This window comes from Bacillus sp. FSL M7-1020 (assembly GCF_038050415.1).
GTDB lineage: Bacteria > Bacillota > Bacilli > Bacillales > Bacillaceae_G > Bacillus_A > Bacillus_A toyonensis.
Genome location: NZ_JBBOTW010000001.1, coordinates 821519 through 843653, shown reverse-complemented (window position 1 = coordinate 843653; position 22135 = coordinate 821519). Strand labels below are relative to the sequence as shown.

23 protein-coding genes and 1 pseudogene are annotated in these 22135 nt (G+C 34.7%); 8 read left to right on the top strand and 16 right to left on the bottom strand.

What is annotated here, in order from left to right:
- Positions 1-434: 434 nt before the first annotated feature.
- The 5 genes and pseudogenes from MHB70_RS04300 to MHB70_RS04280 form a co-directional block, all read right to left on the bottom strand.
- Positions 435-701, bottom strand: a pseudogene (locus MHB70_RS04300) (AAA family ATPase); the annotation flags it as partial.
- 794 nt (positions 702-1495) lie between these two features.
- Positions 1496-1825, bottom strand: coding sequence for a hypothetical protein (locus MHB70_RS04295; RefSeq protein ID WP_000566287.1), 330 nt, complete (start codon positions 1823-1825; stop codon positions 1496-1498).
- A 585-nt stretch (positions 1826-2410) separates the two neighbouring features.
- Positions 2411-3355, bottom strand: a complete 945-nt coding sequence (gene yhaM, locus MHB70_RS04290) for a 3'-5' exoribonuclease YhaM (protein ID WP_000726648.1) — start codon at positions 3353-3355, stop codon at positions 2411-2413.
- Positions 3356-3396: 41 nt separating this feature from the next.
- Entirely contained in the window at positions 3397-6321 is a 2925-nt protein-coding gene (locus MHB70_RS04285; RefSeq protein WP_001242183.1) for an ATP-binding protein, read from the bottom strand.
- Positions 6318-7559, bottom strand: a complete 1242-nt coding sequence (locus tag MHB70_RS04280) for a metallophosphoesterase family protein (RefSeq protein ID WP_000815716.1) — start codon at positions 7557-7559, stop codon at positions 6318-6320. Before MHB70_RS04280 ends, MHB70_RS04285 begins: the two co-directional genes overlap by 4 nt.
- Positions 7560-7820: 261 nt before the next feature.
- On the opposite strand from MHB70_RS04280, the gene MHB70_RS04275 reads away from it, so the two are divergent.
- On the top strand, positions 7821-8006 hold the full coding sequence (locus tag MHB70_RS04275; protein WP_000539550.1) for a YhzD family protein: 186 nt from the start codon (positions 7821-7823) through the stop codon (positions 8004-8006).
- Between the two features lie 26 nt (positions 8007-8032).
- On the opposite strand, the gene MHB70_RS04270 is transcribed toward MHB70_RS04275, so the two are convergent.
- Positions 8033-8395 carry a hypothetical protein gene (locus MHB70_RS04270; RefSeq protein ID WP_000582774.1) on the bottom strand — a complete coding sequence of 121 codons (363 nt, stop codon included), beginning with the start codon at positions 8393-8395 and terminating at the stop codon, positions 8033-8035.
- Positions 8396-8548: 153 nt separating this feature from the next.
- Between MHB70_RS04270 and MHB70_RS04265 the strand changes: the two genes are divergently transcribed.
- The gene (locus MHB70_RS04265; protein WP_000273535.1) at positions 8549-8689 is read left to right on the top strand and encodes a YflJ family protein; all 141 of its coding nucleotides are present in this window, start codon (positions 8549-8551) and stop codon (positions 8687-8689) included.
- 54 nt (positions 8690-8743) lie between these two features.
- Here the strand turns inward: MHB70_RS04265 and MHB70_RS04260 are convergent, their stop codons facing one another.
- Positions 8744-8989, bottom strand: a complete 246-nt coding sequence (locus MHB70_RS04260) for a hypothetical protein (protein ID WP_000418550.1) — start codon at positions 8987-8989, stop codon at positions 8744-8746.
- A gap of 90 nt (positions 8990-9079) precedes the next feature.
- A complete protein-coding gene (locus MHB70_RS04255; RefSeq protein ID WP_001034988.1) occupies positions 9080-9664 on the bottom strand; it encodes a hypothetical protein in 585 nt (194 codons plus the stop codon).
- A 212-nt stretch (positions 9665-9876) separates the two neighbouring features.
- On the opposite strand from MHB70_RS04255, the gene MHB70_RS04250 reads away from it, so the two are divergent.
- From MHB70_RS04250 to MHB70_RS04240, 3 genes are all read left to right on the top strand, one after another.
- On the top strand, positions 9877-10872 hold the full coding sequence (locus MHB70_RS04250) for a zinc-dependent alcohol dehydrogenase family protein (RefSeq protein ID WP_079519153.1): 996 nt from the start codon (positions 9877-9879) through the stop codon (positions 10870-10872).
- A gap of 161 nt (positions 10873-11033) precedes the next feature.
- Complete coding sequence (locus MHB70_RS04245; protein WP_001024476.1) at positions 11034-11714, top strand: FadR/GntR family transcriptional regulator; 681 nt, start codon at positions 11034-11036, stop codon at positions 11712-11714.
- A gap of 70 nt (positions 11715-11784) precedes the next feature.
- Positions 11785-12966, top strand: coding sequence for an MFS transporter (locus MHB70_RS04240; RefSeq protein ID WP_000768276.1), 1182 nt, complete (start codon positions 11785-11787; stop codon positions 12964-12966).
- 118 nt (positions 12967-13084) lie between these two features.
- Here MHB70_RS04240 and MHB70_RS04235 read toward each other — a convergent pair whose 3' ends face one another.
- From MHB70_RS04235 to MHB70_RS04220, 4 genes are all read right to left on the bottom strand, one after another.
- Positions 13085-13396, bottom strand: coding sequence for a YbjQ family protein (locus tag MHB70_RS04235; RefSeq protein WP_000637510.1), 312 nt, complete (start codon positions 13394-13396; stop codon positions 13085-13087).
- A 142-nt stretch (positions 13397-13538) separates the two neighbouring features.
- Positions 13539-13742, bottom strand: a complete 204-nt coding sequence (locus tag MHB70_RS04230) for a DUF4028 family protein (RefSeq protein WP_000635853.1) — start codon at positions 13740-13742, stop codon at positions 13539-13541.
- A 165-nt stretch (positions 13743-13907) separates the two neighbouring features.
- A complete protein-coding gene (locus MHB70_RS04225; RefSeq protein WP_001100091.1) occupies positions 13908-14438 on the bottom strand; it encodes a general stress protein in 531 nt (176 codons plus the stop codon).
- Between the two features lie 60 nt (positions 14439-14498).
- Positions 14499-14639: a hypothetical protein gene (locus MHB70_RS04220; RefSeq protein WP_001004563.1), complete on the bottom strand. Its 141-nt coding sequence runs from the start codon at positions 14637-14639 to the stop codon at positions 14499-14501.
- Between the two features lie 236 nt (positions 14640-14875).
- Between MHB70_RS04220 and MHB70_RS04215 the strand changes: the two genes are divergently transcribed.
- The 3 genes from MHB70_RS04215 to MHB70_RS04205 all read left to right on the top strand — a co-directional run bounded on the left by MHB70_RS04215 (position 14876) and on the right by MHB70_RS04205 (position 18896).
- On the top strand, positions 14876-15127 hold the full coding sequence (locus MHB70_RS04215) for a hypothetical protein (protein WP_000991346.1): 252 nt from the start codon (positions 14876-14878) through the stop codon (positions 15125-15127).
- A 204-nt stretch (positions 15128-15331) separates the two neighbouring features.
- Positions 15332-18022 (top strand): ATP-binding protein, encoded by a 2691-nt coding sequence (locus MHB70_RS04210; protein WP_061529385.1) that lies wholly within the window; start codon positions 15332-15334, stop codon positions 18020-18022.
- Between the two features lie 16 nt (positions 18023-18038).
- A complete protein-coding gene (locus tag MHB70_RS04205; RefSeq protein WP_000429037.1) occupies positions 18039-18896 on the top strand; it encodes a CheR family methyltransferase in 858 nt (285 codons plus the stop codon).
- Positions 18897-18935: 39 nt separating this feature from the next.
- Here the strand turns inward: MHB70_RS04205 and MHB70_RS04200 are convergent, their stop codons facing one another.
- The 4 genes from MHB70_RS04200 to rsbW all read right to left on the bottom strand — a co-directional run bounded on the left by MHB70_RS04200 (position 18936) and on the right by rsbW (position 22135).
- Complete coding sequence (locus MHB70_RS04200) at positions 18936-20078, bottom strand: fused response regulator/phosphatase (RefSeq protein WP_000025509.1); 1143 nt, start codon at positions 20076-20078, stop codon at positions 18936-18938.
- 325 nt (positions 20079-20403) lie between these two features.
- Complete coding sequence (locus MHB70_RS04195) at positions 20404-20844, bottom strand: ferritin-like domain-containing protein (RefSeq protein ID WP_000017770.1); 441 nt, start codon at positions 20842-20844, stop codon at positions 20404-20406.
- Between the two features lie 69 nt (positions 20845-20913).
- Positions 20914-21690, bottom strand: a complete 777-nt coding sequence (sigB, locus tag MHB70_RS04190) for an RNA polymerase sigma factor SigB (RefSeq protein WP_002155283.1) — start codon at positions 21688-21690, stop codon at positions 20914-20916.
- The gene (gene rsbW / locus MHB70_RS04185; RefSeq protein WP_000970214.1) at positions 21653-22135 is read right to left on the bottom strand and encodes an anti-sigma B factor RsbW; all 483 of its coding nucleotides are present in this window, start codon (positions 22133-22135) and stop codon (positions 21653-21655) included. Before rsbW ends, sigB begins: the two co-directional genes overlap by 38 nt.

Genomic DNA, 22135 nt, shown 5'->3' with positions numbered 1-22135 from the left:
ACTAAATAAGCTGCATTGAATTCATTCATACATTATTTTACTGTGTAAGACGAAAACAACTGAGTGTATGTTTTTCATATGACTCATTTGCTTTCGTTACTATCACTTTACAACTCAAGTGATTAAAAAGCAAGCGAAAAATCTCGAATTTGAGATATTTTTTTAGTTAAATAACATTTAGGGTGTAAAATCATTAATCTCTATGTGGGATAGCGTCACATCACTATCAAGCTAAAGACTCCAGGCTCCCCATGCCCCAAAACAAAAATTTTATCTCACCACAGTTGGTTGTTTATGAGAATTCAGTGTACTTTTGTCGTTTTGGAGAATAATGAAATTCTTAATCTGATGGCGATGAGGAGTTATATTATTTTTCTTCCTACCACAAATGAGAGATACTAACTCAGAGAAGATCTTCTGGTGCATAGCCTACTCGTTTTAAAATCACTTTCTTTCATATCGAAGTATTCTAATCCTACTACATCACCCGGCAACGTATCCGATGTAAATTGAACACGCTAAAAAGCCCCATCAATACTTTTCGCAAGAGTTTTGGCTAATGTTGTTTTCCCTGTTCCTGGTACGTCTTCTAATAAAACATGTCCATTTGCAACTAATGCAATCATCGCTAAATCAATTACTCCTTCCTTTCCTACAATAACCTTTGAAACGTTTTCTTTAATTTTTTCTAATATGTTCATATTCCTTATCTCCTTTATGTTATTTGATTTTTCTGATGTTTTATCACAATAAACATTTCCCATAAACTAGAAAATATAGATTTTGTTAGTGCTATCCCTTATTTTGAAGGGCTGTTCTTTTAAGATCTAATAACTAACGTTCTTGGACTAAAAACACGCGAGGTTCTTGGTTTGAGGACATTATAAAATCCATAAGTTGATGGATGTAGGATATCGCCAGCATTTTTGAAAAAACACGCTAAGAGTATGCAAGTACAGTTTTTCAGCTAATTCAGCAACAAACGAGGACTCTAAAGCCACTCCAGGATAGGAATGTATTAAAAAATGCATAGATCCATAAAACAAAAAAAAGGAAGTTCCCTTGTGAAAATAGGGGATCCTCCTTGTCCTTGCTACCGATAATAAGACGTTATGTTAACCTTACATGAATATCATATACAACCAAAATTATACAACATATCACTTCCTCTAAATGGTACAATTAGGAAAAAAGGGAGGGAAGTATGAAAAATAAAATACCTCTAATAACATTCATTTTAGCTGCTTTATTTGTAGCTGGAGGTTTTGCGTTCTTCTACTGGATCAAAATATTCCCATTCAACTAAAGAGACCTAACTACCGATAACACTGATTATATGAACGAAAAGCCCCTTGAGAAAATCTGAAGGGGCTTTTCTAGGTTTCTAGATAGATTGACTCCTCATAATGAGACGTTATGTTAACCCCATATGTATAGAATATACAGTTAACTAAAAATGAAAAGTTTACATTTTTTATTGTTTCTTATAAGTGAATTATTTGCATTCCTGTTTATATAATTTAAACGAATAAATAGCTCCAATAAAGAATACAAAAGCTTCAAATAATATAAAGATTTGACGGAAATTCTCAATATCTTTACCAACTAAAGAAATAAATATAGCATTCATTAGAATCTGAATAGTAAACATACGAGAAGTAATTTTTAAATAAATAGCATTTGTTCTTTCATATGGTTTACCAATTTTTTTGTAAATAATAATAAGTGCAATTACTGAACCCAAAAATAGAAGTGCTGTAAGTCCTACAACGATATTGAAATTGCCTGTACTTTCTAACATCCATTTATTTAATAGATCAATCATTATTATCTTCCTTTCCTACATAAGAGAATATTTCGTTCTTCTTTTTCACTATAATAAAAAAAGAAAAAGGAAAACATCGAACTTTCTTACAAACATTCGTGTATTCTTACAGTTTTGTCATTTTGTAAATGTATTCAGCGCCTTGCCTTTCACTATTTTCTTTGGAAAACATAGTGAATTACGAGAAAGAACGCTACAAGATCAACTTCCGAGAACGAGAATTATGTAAATAAGCTGCCCATATGGACAGCTTATTGTATTTTTTCTGAAATGCTGGCGGTACTCCGATCTAGTCGAGGAAAGGCACCTTAGGGTGTCTTTTTTATATAGGGATCCCTCCCACCTTTTAACCAAAATATATGCTAAACAAATTTCAACTCTTATTTTTAGGCCTATTGTACAGGCTGAAGCGATTCTAAGTATCTGCCATATTAAAGTTGATATGCTCCCATTCTAGTGGTGAGATATGTTTTAATCGTTCTTCGTTAACCCCATGCGTACTTCTTAACTATTTCATTCAATTTTTAATACAAAAACAGCCTCACTAAGCTTTTAACGCTTAATGAGGCCATTCTATTTACAATCTTAATTATGGAACGTCGGTTTATAGAATGAACGATTATCAAGTGCGAAGACACGCTCTGTGTATTCACCTGGTTTTGTACGTCCTAATGCGCGGTCCATCATGTTCATTTTTGCATCTAAGTTGTCGATGTAGTGCAGAATTTCTGCTTCTTTTACTAATGGTGGTTTTGGGCTACCCCATTCTGCTTTTCCGTGGTGAGAAAGGACGATGTGCTGCAAGATTAATACTTCTTCTGCATCAATTTGCAATTCGTCTGCTGCTTTCCCAATTTCGTTCACCATGATAGAAATGTGGCCTAGTAAATTTCCTTCTAACGTATACGTTGTAGAAATTGGACCAGATAGCTCAATTACTTTACCAAGATCATGTAAAATAACGCCTGCATATAGTAAGTCTTTATCTAACGATGGGTATAGAGCCGAGATAGCTTTTGCTAAATCTAGCATCGATACAACGTGATAAGCTAGTCCAGATACGAACTCGTGATGATTTTTCGTCGCTGCTGGATATTCTAAAAACTCATTTTGATGCTTATTTAATAAATGTCTTGTTAGACGCTGAATGTTCGGGTTTCTCATTTCAAATATGTATTGCGTAATTTTCTCAACCATATCTTCTTTTTTCACTGGTGCTTTTTCTACGAAGTCCGAAATATCTGTTACTTCATTTTCATTCGCAACTCGAATTTGTTTCACACGTAATTGAATACGTCCTTTATAGTTTAAAATATCTCCAGCTACTTTAACGATTGTTTCTGCTACATATTGTTTCTCAACTTCCGGTGATACATCCCATAGCTTCGCTTCAATATCTCCACTTGGATCTTGTAAAATTACTGTTAAAAACGGCTTTCCATTACTTGCGAGACCTTTTGTCGCTGTTTTAATTAACAAGAAAACATCGACTTGTTCACCAACTTCATATTCTGCAATTTTCTTTTTCATTCGAATTCCTCCACCAAATCAGTTACTTTTAGTATAGCACACTACAACTCATTTTCTTTACGCTTATGCGTTAATTTTATAATCCGTTCTTCTGTGAAATACGTTAACAAATGCGCATGACATGTAAAGAAGATGACTTGTCTATCTTTCGCAATTTCCTTTATTAGTTCAATCGTTCGATTCGTCCTTACCACATCAAAATGCACGAAACTATCGTCAATAATAAATGGATAATCATGCTCAAATGTTTTCGCTAATGCAAATCGTAACGATAAATACAATTGCTCCGCTGTCGCTTGGCTTAGTTCATGACTGTAAAAACGTATACCGTCGTTACGTTCAACAATGAACGGCTCCGCCTCTGACGGTGAAAAGATTTTACTATAGCGCCCGCCCGTTAAATAGACGAAATACTCTTCTGATTTTTGTAAAATACGAGGCAAATGTACCTCATGATAGTATTGCTTCGTTTTCGTTAACACCGTCTTTGCTGCCGCATAAGCAGCCCACCTTTTCACTTGTTCGCGCACTTGCGCTTTTTTCATTTCCCATTCATGCATTAAATCACCGTACGTACTGCCTTCTTCTAAATTCTCAATTTCCATACGATGTTTCGCAATGCGCTCTGTCAGTTCTTTCTCTTTTGCAAGACAGTTTCGCACGACTGTCATTTCTCGCTTTAATTTTTCCTCATAACCTTCAGCTTCATAATGTTCAGCTAATGACAAACTCGTTAAACGCTGCTCTAAAAGCTCAATTTGCGGTAATAAACGCCCCACTTGTTTCTCTGCATCTTCACATTTCTCTGCCAGTTTACCTGCTTCTAAAAACATCTCTTCATCTGTAGCCTCTGCAATATGCCACAAACTATCTCGTTCTACTAGTAGCTGTTTCAATTGCCCTTGCATGAACTCATATTCTTCTTGCCATTCCGTCAACTTCTCTTTTAGTTGCTTACAAGTCTGGCGCTTTTCTTTCTCATTTTGCATACGACTTTGTGCCTCGTGCAGCTTATTATACTCCGCGCTACCGATAACAGTTTCTAGTTTATGTTCAAAGTGCGAAATCATTTCATATAATGAAGATTTCCGCGTGCTTTGTTTCTCTACTTCACGATACAGTTGCTGCATTTTTTCAATCCGCTCAAATGCCGGCAATATGTGTGCATACGTATAAAATTCAGGGAACATATAGCGCGATTTATACGCATCGACTTGTTCTCCTGCGCGGAACGTTTCTCTCTCCCATTCCTCATACGATGAAACGACTTTATCATAAGCTCGTTCCATTTGCTGTAACTTATATGACTCGCGCTCAAATAGCTTACGGATCTCTTCATCTTTTTCTAATTGATAGCGAACGGACATCGCTTCTTCACTTTGTCTTCCGCCAGCACTTTGCTGAAGAGTAAGAAGCTCTTCTTGTAATCCGCTTGATGGATCTTTATATAAAACAAGGGCGAGAACAATCCCTACAAAAACAATGACACTAATAAATAAAAGCTGGCGGTTATCTATAAATAAGCTCGTGAATAAAACACCTGTGTTAATAAGAAGTAACAGAAGACAAACTCTTTGCCACTGCTTTTTCTTTTGCGTAGCCACTCCTACTTTTTCCTCATACTTACGCTTCATTCTATCCGCACCCATACCGATAAACGCCGCGTCTTGGAACGATTTTTCTTTCTCAGCTAATGTAGCACGCTCTTCATCAGCTAACATTTGTTTCTTGATCTGTCTTATATTTTCTTCTTGTTCTTCTAACTGCTCTTGCGCTACTTTGAAGCGATCATCGAGCTGTGCTTTTTGCGTTTCTAATTCGCGCGCTTTTTGCACTGTTTGTGTAATTAGCTCTTTCGTTGCCAAACTCATATCAAACGAAAGAACTGTTTCTTTTTCAAAAGTAGCACCAATTTGTTGCTCTAATTCTGCTATTTCTTCTTTTATATTCGCAATATTCCCCGTCATATCTCGCATTTCTTGGCGTGCATTTTCATACGACATATGCTGCATGCGAAGTTCTTCTACATAACTTTCTTTTTGTAAAAACTCTTCATCTATTTGAATCGAGGCAATTTCCGATTGCACTGTCTCTATTTTCTTATGGAGCGAATCAACTTGTAATTGAAGCGGCTCCATCTTCGCCTTTATCGCTTCATAGCGCGCCGTTCCGTTTACAGGAAATTGCCTTTTTTCATATTCTAACACTTTCTCATGCGCATGCTTTTCAATAACGAGAGGCTCAAGCGCTGCTAATATTTCATAATCTTGCTTTCGCTTTTCCGCGTTCTCCTTCTCCGCACGAACAGAGGCAAGCTTCTCTTCATCCTCTTTTAACTGCTCGACCTGTTTTTCATACGTGCCAATTTTCCCTTGCCACTCTTTCATCTTCTCTTCAAGCTTCTTCATCTCTTGCAGTGACATATTAATCTCTGGCTTACGACCACTCGGCTTAAAGCGCTGATCCATTTCTTTCTCTAGCTTTTTATCGAGCTGTAATAACGCATCGCTTCCAACTGCGCTTGCCGAAAATAAATAATTTCCGATATCCGCTTCACCAAGCTGATGAATATTTTGCAACCCATGCATATCAAAAGAAAAAACAGATTCAAATAAACTTTCATTCATCCCGCTTAATATATCGTGTAAAATTTCCTCGCCGCCCGTTTTTCCATCTTCAAAATAAACGGTCACCTCACCAGCTGCCGTCTTTGGTAATCGTTCAATTTTCAAACGGCCGTACTTCTCTGTTTGTACAGTAACTGCACCACCATACTTTCCGCCTTCTTTCGGCTCATAACGGCGCTGTCCTCTCGTCGGAAAACCGAACAGAATACTTTTCATAAATGAGCGAATTGTCGATTTCCCCGCTTCATTTTCACCGTACAACACCGTCAGTATCGACAGATCCATTTCCACATTTTCTAATTTTCCGTATCCATAAATATGGAGTTTTTCCATTCTCATTTCTTATCCCTCTCTTGCTGGAATAATTGTTCTAAAATAATATTTTCCGCTTCCTTTTGAATCTCTTTCTTCTCTTCTTCTGTAAAAGATTCAATACTATTACGCGCTACAGGAGATGTCCAAATGGTGCGCAACACGCCGTCCATATTTGTGAAAGCTTCTAACTCTTTCAGTACACTACCGACAAAATGATTTTCTTCTTTCAAACGCTCTATTTCTGCAAAAGAAACCGTCTCATTTTTCCATTTCATCGCATATACGAAATCTTTTCGCTCTTCTCCAGATGCTAAAATGTGAAAAATCTCTTCCACACGCTTTTCGTCACGCAAATAAGGAGAAAGTGGGCCCTGCCCTGTGAATACGACAGTTAAAAGCGTCCCTCCCTCTTCTCTTCGGCACTCATTCATCGCAGTAGATATGCTCGTCATAATTTCATCAACAGTTTCAAGTCCATCAATATTCACTTCTATTTCATCCCATACAACATCTGCCGTATGGAAAAATGAGCAATGCGTTCCTTGTTTCGTAAGTTCAATAAGGTACGCACCCTTTTCTCCTGTCTCTTTACGATGACGCCCTTGTATATTACCTGAATAAATAATGTACGGCTCTTCTGATAAAATTTCACGTTTATGTATATGGCCAAGAGCCCAATAGTCAAACTGCTTTTCTTTCAGCTCACGAATTTGAAACGGTGCGTAGCGATTATGCTCTGCATCTCCTTCCACACTTCCGTGAAGCATGCCAATATGAAAAGGCGCATCACTCATTCTCGTAAACTGCGCTGTCATATTATCCGTTACTGCTTGCTGCAAATAACTAAATCCGTAAATAGAAGCTAACAGTTCACCATTTTTATAAAATGATTTCTCTTCTACATAAGGCTCCGTAAACACATGAACATTTTCTGGAAACTCAATTGCAGCCCAGCTCCCCCCTAAATGGTCATGGTTACCATGAATAATAAAAACAGGGATATCGTACTGCGAAAGTCTCTTCATTTGCTCACGCACAAACACTTGCGCCCGCAAACTTCGCGTCTCCGCATCATACAAATCCCCGGCTAGTAATACGAAATCAACGCGCTCTTGAATCGCTTTATCAATAATACGTTCGAACGATTCAAACGTACTTTGCTTCATTCTCTCCCAAACAGACTGCGGTACATTCATTTCCATCCCTTTAAACGGACTATCCAAATGCAAATCAGCCGCATGTATAAACTTCACTTGTTTCACAAATAACGATCCTTTCTATATTTCAAAAGTTTCATTTTATCCCGTACTAACGGGCAATAGGCAAGGAAGGCAATCTGAAAGTTAACTGCCCTTAAATACCCGATTGGTTCCACTAATAATAAGCAGGGGATGAAAAACTCCCCTGCTTATTAAAGTGTCACTTTATTGTAACATGCAATGTCATATATTTCTTTGCATATTCTAGTGATTTATGCCAAAATAGTTATAAGATTCTGATTTTAATTTTTGGAGGGAATTTTCATGGGAGTATACGTTCTAACAGTCTTTGAAAAAGATGGTTCAAAAGCATTGGACGAATCATTTGAGGCGGCAACTGAAAAAGAAGCGAAAGCAAAAGGTGAATCTATTTTACAAGAAAAAGGATTGCACGAAAAAACACATCGCTGCACATCTTCTGCAGGTAAGCTCGTTTTATTCCAGCGCTAAAAAAAGAAGCGTCATCCGCTTCTTTTTCACTCTACTATATCTTCGTCGCACCACGTAAACTCCACATCTAGAATGCGATTACCGATACGTACGCGTTTATTCCATTTACCTGTTTGGATCTGATGTTGCAATTCTGCCTTCATCTTTTCCGTCCAGTTATGAATCGTTTCACTACCGTCGTACGGATATATGCCCGGAAACTCTTCCTGCAGAAGGTGTAAGCTCTCTGCATCAAAATGAAAATGGAAGAAGTAGTTTGCTGTAAGCGATGGTTCTTGTAAACGTAAAAAATGATCATCAATTTGCTTTCTATTTCTATAGAAAGTAAAGATATTCACTTTACCGCTCGTAATTTGGTCAATTTGAATTTCGTGCTTCTCTATAATCACGTCTTGCCCACCTCGTTATATACTACCTTTAGTATATATGTCTTTTGCAACAAAGTTAACCATTTTCGCACGAAATTCATTTCCTTCATTATATTACCTGTACCTCCAAGTACAATCAGAACAAATAAAACAAAGTTGAAGGGGAGCGATCACATGTATTTCGGAAGCAAAGGTTGGTATGTAAAAGAACTTAAAAAATTAGGTATCCGTACTTATGAAGGTAAAAAACTAGAATCTTATCGTACGCATATTTTATCTAGTTTACTTGAGAGAATGAAGAAGGCTTCGGCTTAATAGACAAATAGAAGAAGCTACTTTAAAAGTAGCTTCTTCTATTTGAAAAATCGCTTATCCTTTGTACCAATCATAGCCTAAACGAACAACATTAGCCTCCATATAAGACAATGAATTTTCTCTAAGAAACGTCTCGTAGTTCACAAAATTATTCATCCCAAACCTATCCTTATGTAACCACGTTGCGTCACATTCATCACAAACATATACAACTTTATCAATGTCTTTTATTTCAACTTTACAAACGAGACCATTCCCATCACATCTTGGACAAACAACTTTACCTTTAAATAGCTCCATCTATAATTCCCCCATTACAAACTTTTAAAGCCCTCATTATATAATAGAATTTAAAATTGTTCTTTTTAGGCCATATATTTTATTTTGCGATTATTTTTTGTTTTTTTCTTGAATCTTCTCTACTTCATTTTTTATATCCTCTGATATAGCCACATCAATATTCCCTTTATATTTCTTGTATTCTTGGAATAACATGTTTGCATTTTGATTAAACGTTATCAGAGTTCCACTAGGAGATTCTGTTTGTTCCTTTAAAGATGTAATAATTCCATACATCTTCTTGTATTCATCATAAAGTTCTTTGTACTTATTTGGATTTTCTTTCGCAGCTTCAGATACCGTTTTTAATTGCCCTTCCATATCACTATATATTACAGAAGATTGAGCCACCATTGAATTTAGAGATTTTTTCTTAGCATTTAAAGCTATGTTAAAATTTCGGCGTTCATCAATAGCTTTAGACCAGGACTCTGAATATTGCGGTAAAACAAAATCAGCAACAAATCCCATTAATTCAATATTATTATAAAATTCCGCTGCGGCTTGAACATAGCTAGCTTCACGTTTCTTCTTTTCCTCTGCTTCTTTGGCATTTTTTTGTAATACATTCATACTCACAAGGGCTATCATGATCACAACAATCCCTAAAATTCCCCAGATTATCTTTTTATTCATGCTGACTCCCCCATTTATGTATAATCTTTAAATTATATTGGTAAAAACAAAATAAAAGCACTCGTTCGGGTGCCTTTAACTTTAGTTTTTATTGGGCTAATTCTTCATGTTTACTCCCTCTTTAAAATTTCTATTCCCTTATATATATAACGAAATAAGTAGCCAAGCTAAAAATGCTATAATACATTTGACTACATTAAGGAGGAACCATTATTTTGCGCGGAACATGCATTCAATTTCATAAGTTTGGTAGCCCAAAAGATGTATTACAAGTTGAATATAAAAATATAGAACCAGTAAAAGATAATGAAGTGCTAGTTCGTATGTTAGTTAGACCGATTAATCCATCTGACTTAATTCCTGTAACTGGAGCGTATGCACATAGAATTCCTTTGCCTAACATACCTGGTTATGAAGGTGTTGGTATTGTTGAAGATGTTGGTGCGAGTGTTTCTAGAGACCTTATCGGTAAACGCGTGCTACCTTTACGCGGGGAAGGTACTTGGCAAGAATATGTGAAGACATCAGCTGATTTTGTAGTTCTTATTCCCGATTCAATTGATGATTTTACAGCTGCACAAATGTACATCAACCCATTAACAGCTTGGGTTACGTGTACAGAAACGCTAAACTTAAAACGAGATAACGTTTTATTAGTAAACGCTTGTGGATCCGCTATCGGTCATCTTTTTGCACAGTTATCACAAATTTTAAACTTTCGACTCATTGCAGTGACTAGAAATAGTAAACATACAGAGAAATTACTTCAGCTCGGTGCTGAATATGTAATAGATACTTCCACTGTTCCGCTTTATGAAACCGTTTTGGAGTTAACGAACGGGATAGGCGCAGATGCTGCGATTGATTCTATTGGAGGATCCGATGGAAATGAATTAGCATTTTGTGTACGTCCAAATGGACACTTTTTAACTATCGGTCTTCTATCAGGCGTACAAATAAACTGGGCCGAAATTGTTACGAAAGCAAAGGTGCATGCTAACATATTTCATTTACGACATTGGAATACAGACGTGTCACCGTATAAATGGCAAGAAACGTTTCGTCACTTAATTCGTTTAGTTGAGGATAAAAAATTACGTTTTATGACAGTACATTCTACGTATGACTTAGCGGATGTGAAAACTGCGGTTGATGTTGTGCAGTCTGCTGAGAAAGCAAAAGGAAAAGTATTTTTGACGAGTTATTAAATGCGGTTGAAGAGTTCATTTTGATTGATTTTTTTCAAAATGGATTTTTTTATGCCTTATAAATCTGATTTTAGTATTCCGCTTCAACCACCTAAAAAATAACATTGTCAACAGAACTTAAATTGGTTATTATAAAAGCGAATATAACAGGAGATGAGCAGATGAATATAAATGAAAAGAAATCTTTTTCAAAAGTTTCTCGACGAAAATTAGTCGATGAAGTGTTGGAACGTCTACAAGAAAAAATCTTTTCTGGCGAGTACGAAGTTGGTGATCGCCTCCCTACAGAGCCCCAATTAATGGAAGAGTTAGGTGTAGGGCGTTCGACGCTGCGAGAAAGCATAAAGATATTAGTACATGCTGGTATCTTAGAAGTTCGACAAGGACAAGGTACTCGTATTGTCTCACTAAATACTACGCAAGATTCATTTGAAAAACGATTGCAGGCAGCAAATATTAATCATGTGTATGAAGCACGAAATATGTTAGATAAAGAAGTAGCTATGTTAGCGGCACAGCGCCGAAGCGAAGAGGATCTTTTATACTTAAAAGGACATTTGGATAAAAGAAGAAATGCCCTTCGAGAAGGAAATTATGTAGCTTACATAGATGCAGACATTCAGTTTCATTTAGCAATTGCAACGGCGAGCAAAAACGAAGTTCTACTTGATTTATATCAATCTTTCGTGCCTGCCCTTCGTCATATTTTAAGCCAATTAATATTAAATACAGCTGACTATGAAGATAACTCTGAAATTCATGAAAAATTATTCCAAGCTATATTAAAACAAAATGCCGAAGAGGCTCGAACATACGTTGTTCAAAATTTGGAGCTGAAATAAGCTCCTTATATATTACACTTAAACATCAGATGATATACTCAATAACATCTGATGTTTAAGAGAGGAGAAAATGAAATTGAAACATCAAGAACGAACTTATTTGTATATACTAGCACTATTTTTTACTTCTATTAATTTACGTATCGGAATTACATCTATTTCACCTTTATTAGAAACAATCCGACAAGACTTAAATATAAGCAATTTTTCCGTTAGTTTTTTAACAGCCATTCCTGTTTTTTGTATGGGGACATTCGCCTTACTAACCGGGAAGGTAATTAAAAAATATGGGGCAGAAAAAGCAATTATGGCTTGTCTTATTTTAATTGGCTTTGCAACATGTATGAGAGCTTTTACTTCTTCCATTCTCACCTTATTCACAAGCGCTTTATTTATCGGCATTGGAATTGCACTTGCAGGGCCGTTACTATCAGGTTTTATTAAGGAAAAATTCCCTACGAAAATCGGCTTAATGATTGGAATATATTCAGTAGGTATGGGAACTGGCGCTTCTTTAAGCGCAGGATTAACGCTTCCTTTACAACATGTATTAAAAGGATCTTGGAATATGGCACTCGCTTTTTGGGGTGTACTTACTATTATCGCTATTATATTTTGGTATCCGGTTATGAAACGAAAAAAGAATACGAGCATACAAAATAAAAAGAATAATAATTTACCTTTAAGAAATAAAAAAGCATGGTTGTTCACAATCTTTTTCGGCCTACAATCAGGAATCTTTTATTCCATTACGACTTGGCTAGCACCAGCAAATCAAAGTATGGGTGTCAGTAGCGGACAGGCTGGTACTCTAATAACTGTATTTACAGTTATTCAAATGATATGCAGCTTTTTAATTCCAACATTAGCCGATATTTATAAAAACAGACCACTTTGGTTATTAGGGAGTATATGCTTTGTACTCGCAGGTTTATCGCTTATGATTTACCCACTAACTACACCATGGATCCCTTCTATTTTATTAGGTATCGGGCTCGGCGGCGTATTTCCACTCGCTCTCATGCTACCGCTATACGAAACAAAAACTTCCGAAGATGCGAGTGCATGGACTGCTATGATGCAGTCAGGAGGATACATTATGGGCGGATTCATTCCTGTCTTAGCAGGAATCGCTCGTGACTATTTTAATAGTTATACGCAAATTTTTATTATAATGGCACTTCTAAGCTTAGTTTTGTTCATTTTAACTTTAGTCATGAACAAAAGAAAGATAGAAGCGAAAATAGCTTAAATGAAAAGAATGGGCTTTTTCCTAAAGGATCCAGCTCATTCCTTTACTTCTACAAATTGAAAACAAAAAAATCCCCTCAAAGCATAAGCTTCGAGGGGGAGCCTGTTTTTTTATTTACTTATATACGTACAGCTGTACCACTTACAGCAACCATTAACATTCCATCACGAACTACTTCATAATCTACGTCAATACCAACAATAGCGTTCGCACCTTTTTGTTTTGCAAGTTCTTTCATTTCATCCATTGCGATATCACGAGCTTCTTTTAGCTTGCTTTCATAAGAACCAGCACGACCGCCGACAACATCACGAACAGAAGCGAATAAATCGCGGACAATATTTGCACCCATAATAGCTTCACCATTTACAATATCGATATACTCAATAATTTCTTTACCTTGAATTCCAGACGTTGTTGTTACAATCATGACTGACACTCTCCTAATAAGTTGTAGTTTTAATTAGCTTTCTTATGTCTTTATTATGGCATGGAACAAGCAACTAATCTATTGAATTACCTTACAGGAATGTGACAGTTTTGTAATAATAAAGCGCGCATTATGTTTAATTTTAATAAAGCGCTTTAATATTGGGATACATAAACGATTCTCTATTTTCTTTCCAATCCTTTTCTACTTCTTTAAAAGTTGGTCGCCCTAATTCTTTGTTATTTTCATGTTTACTAAACCATTTTTTCACATACTGGTCTCCATTTTTGTTTTGAACTGTACAAAGGAAACTATTACTGCTATCCTTTAATATTTTTACAATCACGAAAAGGCACCTCTTCCCTTTTAAATAACATGATAGAACTTGATCTTTTACTATAAGCCCTTCCTCTCTTATAGTCATACGACTCCTCGGCCGCGCCAAAGTTGTAAGATCAAAAACGATATTCACTATTTCCACATTTTTCATAATTGATATATGAAGTACATATTATTTAAAGAAATCAGAGTTATAGGCATTATGCTTATCAAATATTTTATAGATTTCTAACTTATCATCTAACTTTGCATCTACTAAAATTAATATATTTCCATCGTAAATATATTCTTCATACTTTTTAGCATGTTCTTCTGGAATTCCTAACCCTATAAATGCTCCTATTAAACTTCCAGCTCCTCCGCCAATACCGGCTCCTCCAATAGCTGCCGCGATCGGTCCTGCTGCTACAATTGGACCCATTCCAGAAACGGCAAGTACACCAAGACCTGTTAATAAACCACCGAGTCCGCCTGCTACACCTCCTGCTACAAGCCCTGTCGCTGAAAAGATATCTGCTTTATGTGCAGTTTCGCTATTCACTTTTTCACCCGACTTTTCTTCCAGATGTTCAATTTCCTTTTGATCTTTCGCAATAGCTGAAATGTTATCTGCTGAGTATCCTTTATCATTTAATTCATTAATAACGAGTGCCGCATCATCAATTGTTCTAAAAACACCTACTATTTTTCTATCTACATTCATAACTATTAACCTCCTAAATTTTTATATACATATACGCCCTTTTATTTTTATAATGCATCTTTATCCTTCTTCATTTCTGTATACACTAATCTTCTTATTAACATAACCATTTACGAAAAAAGCGAATAGTAACAGTATTACAAGCGAACTACTTAACAAGTAAATTAAATCAAACGTAATATCAATCATCATTTCATTCATGTATACCAGGCTCCTTTTTATTTAAAGTAAAAGTATATTTTGATAGACTAATCTACTAAACATAGACATCTTACAATTCATCTTCAGTCAATCTCTTTGTAGTATATGTATACCCTTCCTAACCTTTTCTAAACGTAAAAAACTATACTTATATTTTTTCTTATTTATATGTTTAACATTTTTTAAAACGGGTATGTTTATATTGTTATGCTTACTATATGGAAAGGAATATTGCAATGAACGCCATTCACTCTACTACTATTTCTTATAATGAAATACCTACAATAACGCAGATCCATCATTTTTATGCTTTAATGACAACATTTCAAACGAATGTATTTATAGGTAAACACGGAGCACTTACTTCTATTAAAAACTTAAGCACTCTAGTATCCTTTTTCCTTACTGTAAAAAAGAGAGAGCTTGTATTATTTATCTTTGAAGGAATAGATGCAAAAAGAGCTTTAAGAACACTCTTTCCTTCTTAAAAGTTTTGTTATCCCCTATTCCCTCGATTGTTACTTTTCATATATAGTTTTATATTTCAAAATGATTTCCTCTCTTAAAAAAGAACCCCCTAATACAATAGGGGGATTTCTAGTTTAGCCTTATGAAAACTGATATAATATATATTACGTTTTTCATTCTTTAAAATAGAAAAGTTTTAATAACCTTGAAGGTAGGAATTTTTAATGAACTCGAAAGCAAAATTTAGTATTCGCTACAAAATTATGGCTGGTTATTTAGTTATCATTTTGTTCTTACTTATCTCTTTCATTATGCTAAACAATGAGATTTCCAGTTTACAAAAATCTCGTAATTTTATTATTGATCACGATTTTAAAGTTCTTAATTTAACGAATCAAGTGGAGAAAGAATTTCTAACAATTGAAAATAAAGCGAAAGGGTTTATCATTTCTAATAACCCAAATTACGTGCAATCCCTTAACTCCGCGGAAAAAGATTACGAAAAACATTATCAAGATCTTTTTGCTCTATTAGAGGATAACCCCTCTCAGCAAGAAAAATTAAAACAGATTAACGAAAACATTACTAGTTGGATTAATAAAGAGATTCACCCACTCATTACAAATAATAATAGTAATAATGTACAAACAATCGACACGACTCAAATTCAGTCATTACAGTCGCAGCTAACTAACTTCCGGAGCACTGAGGAGCAACTAACGAAAAAAAGAGCTGCACAATTAGATATTGAAAATAATAAATTAGAGATTTGGTTATACAGTTTATTGTTCTTACTTTCTTGTATTTCCATTATCGTTTCACTCTATATTTCGAATTCCATTACAAAAACGATTAAAAATGTAATTCAAGCTATTAAATCCATTTCTTCTAAAGAAAAAATTACGGAAAGAATTCATGTAAATACACATGATGAAATAAAAGATCTTGCTCATACAACAAATCACCTACTAGATGAAATATCGAAAAGAGAGTGGTTACAAACTGAGCTTGCAGAATTAATTTTAATGTATCAAGGTGTATCTTCTATTGAGATGTTAGGTAAAAAAATTCTTAGTGGAATTATACAAAAAACGCAAACTTCTTGCGGTGCATTTTATGTACGTGAAGAATATGAAGAAACTGTCTACTATGTGAAAAAAGCTTCTTTCGCCGATCAAGGTGCTGATATTGGAAAACAATCTATTAAAATGGGTGAAGGTTTCATTGGACAGTCTGCCTTAGAAAAGAAAAGTTTTATTCTCAGTGACATACCCGAAGAGTTTCGTTATGTCACTAGCGGAGTATTAGAAATACGTCCTAAAAATCTACTAGTCATCCCTATCTTATTTGAGGATGAAGTAATTGCAGTAATGGAGTTAGTAAGTGTAACTGAGATTTCAGACTTACATCAAGATTTAATTCAACAAACTATTGATAATCTAGGTTTAACAATCCATAGCATTATAGGACGTATGCGAATTCAAACTCTTTTACATGAATCACAAGCAATGACAGAAGAGTTACAAGTTCAATCAGAAGAATTACAAACGCAAGCTGAAGAACTACAAATGCAAGCTGAAGAATTACGAACAACGAATGAACAATTAGAGTCTAGAACTGAAGAAGCTGAACAAAAGACAGCTGACTTACAAATTACCAAATCAGAATTAGAAGAAAAAGCAAGCGAGTTGTTACGCAGCTCAAAATACAAATCTGAGTTCCTAGCAAATATGTCACATGAATTACGCACACCGTTAAATAGTATTTTACTATTATCTGAAATGTTAAGAGAAAATCATGATAATCATTTATCGGATGATGAAATTGAACTAGCAACTGTCATTCATTCATCAGGGAAAGACTTACTTACTTTAATTAATGACATACTAGATTTATCTAAAGTAGAAGCAGGCAAACTAGACATCATTTTTGAAGCAACGAACATAAGTGACATGGCAGCCAATATGCATCAAAACTTTTTACATATCGCTGCACAAAAAAATGTCGAATTTACTATTGAAGACAGTGACACCATTCCTGACCTGTTTTATACAGATGCAAAACGGATTGAACAAATTATTAAAAACTTATTATCCAATGCATTTAAATTCACAGAAAAAGGATCTGTCTCTTTACATTTCGATTCGATAGAAACAAGCAATTTAAGTCATGATATGCAGTCTATAAGTAAAGATTGGATTACAATTTCAGTAAAAGATACTGGTATTGGTATCGCTAAAGAACAGCATCAACTTATTTTCGAAGCCTTTCAACAGGCAGATGGAGCAACAATTAGGAAATATGGTGGTACAGGCTTAGGGTTATCTATTTGTAAAGAGTTTGCTAGATTGTTAGGTGGTTGGATTACATTAGAGAGTAATGTAGGAGAAGGTAGTACTTTCACGGTATATATTCCTAACCTTCCAAATGGCTTAAATGAAATCCAAGTATCCAATTTAGAAGTCGCAGCAACGATAGAAGATGTTATTCCTGCTGAAGTTATTGAGGAAACTATCGTTACTACCGAAACAAATAACGTCTTCCAAGAGAAAACCATTTTAATTGTCGATGATGATCATCGAAATATATTTGCTTTACAAAATGCATTAAAAAAACAAAATGCCAACATTATTACTGCCCAAAACGGCATAGAGTGTTTAAAAATACTAAAAAGCAATACAAATATTGACCTTATTTTAATGGATATTATGATGCCGAATATGGACGGTTATGAAACGATGGAAAATATCCGAATGAATTTAGGGTTAAATGAAATACCTATTATCGCATTAACTGCTAAAGCAATGCCAAATGATAAGGAAAAATGTTTATCTGCTGGCGCTTCAGATTATATAAGTAAACCATTAAATCTACATCAACTCTATTCGGTAATGAGTGTATGGTTAATAAAATAAGTGAGGTTTAGTTGGAGTGGAAAATAAGTATTATAATTTTGATCCATCAGTAGATACGGATGAGCGCACGAACTTAGAAATTGAATTACTATTAGAAGCGGTATTTAAACTATCAGGATTTGATTTTCGCCAATATGCTCGCACATCTATTTATAGAAGGATTTGTAATCGAATGCAGCTCTCTAATATCCCAACCATTTCAAAATTAATTGAAAAAGTAATTCACGAGGAAGGGGTTTTAGAACAGTTATTAAATGACTTCTCGATTAATGTAACTGAGATGTTCCGTAACCCTGCCTTTTTTAAAGCGCTTAGAGAGCATGTAATTCCTGAATTAAAAAAGAATCCTGAAATTAGAATTTGGCATGCTGGATGCGCAACTGGTGAAGAAGTATTATCAATGTCCATCTTACTTCACGAAGAAGGATTAAGTGAAAAGTCGGTTATTTACGCAACAGATATGAATACAAATGTGTTAGAAAAAGCAAAACAAGCTATCCTCCCTTTAAATAAAATGCAAACTTATACGAAAAACTATTTACAAGCTGGCGGTACACAAGCATTTTCTAACTATTATTCAACAGATAATCGTTTTGCTTATTTTAATCCATCACTTTTACAAAACATTATTTTTGCACAGCATAATTTAGTAACTGATCAATCTTTTAACGAATTTCATATTATACTTTGTCGTAACGTTTTAATTTACTTTACAAGTAAACTTCAAAATCAAGTACAGCAACTATTTTATGAAAGTTTAGGCCACAATGGATTCCTATGTTTGGGGAATAAAGAAACTCTTCGTTTTTCAAATATAATGCCGCATTATACCCAATTTAATCCTAGTGAACAAATTTATCAAAAAATACAATAAAAAGCGTATGAAATCCTCTGTTTGGATTTCATACGCTTTTTATTTCGCATTCGTTTTTATCATAATGAGACATATATCATCTGATTGTGTTTTCTTCTGTTCTTCCTTATAAAACCCTTCTATCTCTTCTTCTAAATCCCCCCATTTTCTTTCTGTAAAAGCACGTAATTTCTCTTCAGACTCAAATTCATCATTTGCAATTGCTTCAAGAACACCATCTGTAAATAATAATATTTGAGCGTTCTTATTAAAAGGTATGACTGTCTTTTCTACCTTTATTTCATCAAAAAACCCTACTGCACAACTCCCGCGATTCAGTTCAACTACATTTGTTTCATCAACTAAAACATATCCAGCAGGATGTCCTGCATTCACATATTCAATCGTTCTATCTTCTGTATTAACAACTAAGTATATGGCCGTAAAATAATATGGAATATTATCATTGTCATTATGTAAAAGGGTCATATATTTATTTAATTCTTTAATGACGAGTTCTGGATCAATTAAACATTTAATTGTTTCGCGTAATACAGAAGAAATAAACATACAAACTAATGAAGCAGATATACCATGTCCCATCACATCTAATAATATAATACCGTAGCGATTTTCATCGATTTTGTACCAATAATACATATCTCCAGCTAGTTTGAATGACGGTAAGTAACTTGCTTCAATTTTTATATGATCTTCTCTTAATGGGCTACTTAATAAGTTTCTTTGTACTTGTGTAGCTAAATCTAGTTCATTCCGAAGATTTTCTTCTTGTTCTTTATGCCAATTTAATTCCGATTTCAAGCGTAATGCTACACGCATACGCGCTAATAGTTCAACTTTATTTATAGGTTTCGTAATATAATCCATTGCCCCCATATCAAGAGCTTCGGCTAATTTATTTGCATCCTCTAAAGCTGTAACAAAAATAATAGGGATATCTTTAAACTTCTCCTCTTTTTGTAATCGCCTACAAACTTCAAGTCCATCAATTTCAGGCATCATAATATCTAATAGTATTAAGTCAATTTCATTATGCCTGGAAGAATCTTTTCCAAACTGTATGTATTCGAAGAGCTCTTGTGCAGAATTGAGCGATACAAGATCATGATATCCGGCTTGTTTTAAAATTTTCTCAATTACAAATATGTTAACCGGATTATCATCAACAATTAAAATGGACACAAGTTATTTCCCCTTTTCTTATTTAAAATGTAAATCTATTATAATTTTCTATTTTTCTAGTATTACATACTCAGTTACAAAATGAAAATTTCGTACTCAAACATATTTATACAACAAAAGAACAAACCCCTAGAAATAGGAATTTGTTCTTTCACTCTATAAAGTGAAACTTTAATCAGTGGGGGTTTTCTTCATCCCCCACTGATTATTAGTTGAACCAATCGGACTTTTATGGGCAGTTAACCCCCCACCTAAATTCTTTGCTTTCGCTGCATTTTGAGGTGGGGGGTCTTACTGCCCATTAAAGTGGGGTAAATTTCCACTTTTAATTTAACACCATTGCTTTATCATTTAAAAGACGATCTAATTCTTCCATATGATTTGTTTCATCTGCAATCATATCTTCTAGTTTTACAACTAACTCTGTCATATTTAATTTCGCTGCCTGTTCTTTTCTCGTTTCATAACGCTTAATTGTTTCATATTCTGATTGTCTAGCGTATTCTAACATTTCTCGAACATCTTCCACTTGTTTCACTGGTAAAGGGATCGTAGTAGGTGTACCACCTAGCGTCTTAATTTTCTCCGCTAAATATAGGGCATGTCCTTGTTCATCACTAATTTCAGATTCAAAGAAAGGTTTTAACACTTGTCTATATATACCAGAAACTGTAGCAGCATTATGGTTATACATAATAATTGCTGAGTATTCTCCTGCTAAATCTTCATTCAATCCTTTGATTAGTTCTTTCACATCGTGTGACATTTTCATATCTCCTCCTATACTTAATAAGTACCCCTTTCCTCATGTTTTAAACATAATTATTTAAAATTTTTATGTATCTAAAAATGCAGCTTGCTTCAATTTACTTATCGCTTGTCTTTTAATACGAGAAACGTGCATTTGCGAAATACCTAACCGTTCCCCTGTATCTTTTTGATTTAAATTTTCTCCAAATATATAATGAATAACACTCTTTTCTGTCTCATTTAATACGTTAAAAATATCCTCTAAAACGAGACGTCTTTCTGTCTGTTCATATCCTTGCTCTACTTCACCTACAGATTCAATTCTCGCTACCGAACTTCCATCAGATGAATTTTCAACTACATCATCTAAGGAAGATACTCGATAATTATTTTTCGCCTCCATAATTTCTAGCACTTCCTCTTCGGATAGTCCTAAATGATCCGCAATCTCTATTATCTTCGGTGAACGTTGCAGGTGATCTGTTAACTCCTCTATCGCAAGTTTAATTTTCCCGCCTAAATCTTTAATTCGCCTTGGAACGTGAATGCCCCAAGTTTTATCACGTAAATACTTCTTTATTTCGCCTACTATTGTAGGTATTGCAAACGGCTCAAAAGCATTCCCTATCGAATAATCATACCTTCTTATTGCGCCTAAGAGCCCTAACATCCCTACTTGTATAATATCCTCATGCATCGGCCCGCCTTTTGAATAGCGATATGCAATGGAATGTACGAGATTTTTATAATGATCAACTAACCTTTCCTGTGCTTCATTACATTGGTTTTGTTGGAATTCTGCAATTAGCTTAATAACGTCTTCTTTAGTAAGAGTTGTAGGTTGAGATTGGATTTCCATCATTCTCCACCTGCTCTCTTTGTATATATTTTGTCATTAAAACTGTCATGCCCTCATCATGCATAATTTGTATATCATCCATTAACGTATTAATTAAATATAAACCTAAACCATTTTCCGGCAAATGTTCTACTGGTTTACTAATATCATACGGACCAACTTTCCTTTTTAAGTTATTAAAATCAAAGCTAACCCCATTATCCGCAACCATAATTTCTAATCGATCTTCATATAGGCCGAAGACAATTGTAATTTCTCCAACGTCTTCTTTATATGCATGTTGTACAATATTTGTACATGCTTCACTAATAGCAATTTTCATATCTTCTATATCGTCATAAGCAAAGCCCATTCGGTTCGCAACACCAGCCATTGTTAAACGAATAATAGCCACATATTCTGCCTTTGCAGGAATTTTCATTTCTATCTTTTCAAATTTCTCCATCAT

What these genes read in the sequence shown, in the direction of transcription:
- MHB70_RS04265 (WP_000273535.1), top strand. Translation starts at nt 8,549, where the DNA reads ATGTATTTCGGAAGCAAAGGTTGGTATGTAAAAGAACTTAAAAAATTA.
- MHB70_RS04245 (WP_001024476.1), top strand. Translation starts at nt 11,034, where the DNA reads ATGAATATAAATGAAAAGAAATCTTTTTCAAAAGTTTCTCGACGAAAA.
- MHB70_RS04225 (WP_001100091.1), bottom strand. Translation starts at nt 14,438, where the DNA reads ATGAATGTAGATAGAAAAATAGTAGGTGTTTTTAGAACAATTGATGAT.
- MHB70_RS04215 (WP_000991346.1), top strand. Translation starts at nt 14,876, where the DNA reads ATGAACGCCATTCACTCTACTACTATTTCTTATAATGAAATACCTACA.
- rsbW (WP_000970214.1), bottom strand. Translation starts at nt 22,135, where the DNA reads ATGATGGAGAAATTTGAAAAGATAGAAATGAAAATTCCTGCAAAGGCA.
- MHB70_RS04285 (WP_001242183.1), bottom strand. Translation starts at nt 6,321, where the DNA reads ATGAGAATGGAAAAACTCCATATTTATGGATACGGAAAATTAGAAAAT.
- MHB70_RS04195 (WP_000017770.1), bottom strand. Translation starts at nt 20,844, where the DNA reads ATGTCACACGATGTGAAAGAACTAATCAAAGGATTGAATGAAGATTTA.
- MHB70_RS04255 (WP_001034988.1), bottom strand. Translation starts at nt 9,664, where the DNA reads ATGAATAAAAAGATAATCTGGGGAATTTTAGGGATTGTTGTGATCATG.
- MHB70_RS04240 (WP_000768276.1), top strand. Translation starts at nt 11,785, where the DNA reads ATGAAATTGAAACATCAAGAACGAACTTATTTGTATATACTAGCACTA.
- MHB70_RS04295 (WP_000566287.1), bottom strand. Translation starts at nt 1,825, where the DNA reads ATGATTGATCTATTAAATAAATGGATGTTAGAAAGTACAGGCAATTTC.
- MHB70_RS04210 (WP_061529385.1), top strand. Translation starts at nt 15,332, where the DNA reads ATGAACTCGAAAGCAAAATTTAGTATTCGCTACAAAATTATGGCTGGT.
- MHB70_RS04260 (WP_000418550.1), bottom strand. Translation starts at nt 8,989, where the DNA reads ATGGAGCTATTTAAAGGTAAAGTTGTTTGTCCAAGATGTGATGGGAAT.
- yhaM (WP_000726648.1), bottom strand. Translation starts at nt 3,355, where the DNA reads ATGAAAAAGAAAATTGCAGAATATGAAGTTGGTGAACAAGTCGATGTT.
- sigB (WP_002155283.1), bottom strand. Translation starts at nt 21,690, where the DNA reads ATGATGGAAATCCAATCTCAACCTACAACTCTTACTAAAGAAGACGTT.
- MHB70_RS04275 (WP_000539550.1), top strand. Translation starts at nt 7,821, where the DNA reads ATGGGAGTATACGTTCTAACAGTCTTTGAAAAAGATGGTTCAAAAGCA.
- MHB70_RS04235 (WP_000637510.1), bottom strand. Translation starts at nt 13,396, where the DNA reads ATGATTGTAACAACAACGTCTGGAATTCAAGGTAAAGAAATTATTGAG.
- MHB70_RS04220 (WP_001004563.1), bottom strand. Translation starts at nt 14,639, where the DNA reads ATGAATGAAATGATGATTGATATTACGTTTGATTTAATTTACTTGTTA.